Genomic DNA, 1675 nt, shown 5'->3' with positions numbered 1-1675 from the left:
GCTAGCCTCGGCCTTTCACGGCAGGCACTGTCCGACGGGTGATCAGAAAAGAGAAAAGTGCTCCTGACCTGCAACGATGGGACTTGTCTAGGGTCCAGTCGGCTGCGTGGAAAGAAGCACTTCTCAGATGAACAGTACCGGGTCGTATCCGCGTGTCCGCATCGAGGGCGGTGGTCGCGGGGTGGTCTCGCAGGCCGGTGCCGTGCTGCTGGTCGAAACGGCCCGCAAGGTGGGGTTGGACGCGGCGATATCGGAGGCTCTGGCGCCATGGCGCAAGGCGCGTGCGCTCCATGATCCCGGCAAGATCCTGCTGGACCTCGCGCTCACCGTGGCCCTGGGCGGGGACTGCCTGGCCGACGTCGCGATGCTGCGGGCCGAGCCCGCCGCGTTCGGACCGGTCGCTTCCGACCCGACCGTCTCCCGTCTGGTCGACACCCTCGCCGCGGCCGGGCCCCGCGCACTCGCGGCGATCCGTCGGGCGCGGGCCGAAGTCCGCGAGCGGGTCTGGCGGTTGGCCGGCGAGGCGGCCCCGGACGCGGGCGGCGAGGTGGTCGTGGACATCGACGGCGTGCTGGTCCTCGCGCACTCCGAGAAGCAGGACGCCGCCAAGACCTGGAAGAAGACGTTCGGGCACCATCCGCTGTTCGCGTTCGTCGACCACGGCCGCGAGGGGGCCGGGGAGCCGGTGGCCGGCCTGCTGCGGCCCGGGAACGCGGGCTCCAACACCGCTGCCGACCACATCGAGGCCGCCCGTCTGGCCCTGGCCCAGCTGCCGGTCAAGTACCGGCGCGGCCGCCGCACCCTGATCCGCACCGACTCGGCCGGCGGCACCCACGACTTCCTCAACTGGCTCACCGCACGCGGCCGGTGGCTGTCCTACTCGGTGGGGATGACCACCACCGACGTCGTCCACGCCGCCGTTCTCCGGGTCCCGGCCCCGGCCTGGACCCCCGCAGTCGAACCCGGCGGAGAGGTCCGCGACGGCGCCTGGGTCGCCGAACTCGCCGGCGACGTCCTCAAAGGCTGGCCGAAGGGGATGCGGCTGATCGTCCGCAAGGAACGGCCCCACCCCGGCGCGCAGTTGCGCTTCACCGACGCCGACGGGATGCGGCTGACCTGCTTCGCCACCAACACCACGGGCACCCCGATCGCCAACCTGGAGCTGCGGCACCGCCAGCGGGCCCGCGCCGAGGACCGCATCCGCGCCGCCCGCGACACCGGCCTGCGCAACCTGCCCCTCCACCGGGCCTCGCAGAACCAGGTCTGGCTGGAGATCGTCCAGCTCGCGCTGGACCTGCTCGCCTGGATGCCCATGCTCGCCCTGACCGGCACCGCCCGCCGCTGGGAGCCCAAACGCCTACGGCTGCGACTGTTCTCCGCCGCCGCCCAGCTCGTCACCACCGGCCGCCGCCGCTACCTCCGCCTCGCCCGCCACTGGCCCTGGACCGACGTGATCACAGGCGCGTTCGCCCGCCTGCACGCCCTGCCAGACCCCGGCTGACCAGCGACAACGCCCCACCCCGACGAGCACCCGACCACATCCCGAGCCGTGGAACCCGGCGCCCACCCGACGCGACAGCCGGGCCCTCGCCATGCTCGCCCACAGAAGCACCCACCCGGACAAGCAAAAACGGCCCGCCAGCCAAGCTGACGAACCGTCATGCAAGATCGAGGC

General features: G+C 72.2%; 1 protein-coding gene. It reads left to right on the top strand.

Annotated features, from left to right (window positions below):
- Positions 1 to 127: 127 nt before the first annotated feature.
- Positions 128 to 1501: an IS1380 family transposase gene (locus ACIQTO_RS38150; protein WP_402398275.1), complete on the top strand. Its 1374-nt coding sequence runs from the start codon at positions 128 to 130 to the stop codon at positions 1499 to 1501.
- Positions 1502 to 1675: the final 174 nt, after the last annotated feature.

This window comes from Kitasatospora sp. NPDC091207 (genome assembly GCF_044768625.1).
In the GTDB taxonomy this organism is placed as follows: Bacteria; Actinomycetota; Actinomycetes; order Streptomycetales; family Streptomycetaceae; genus Kitasatospora.
Note: the sequence above shows the minus strand (reverse complement) of the source record. Positions and strands in the feature narration are given on the sequence as shown.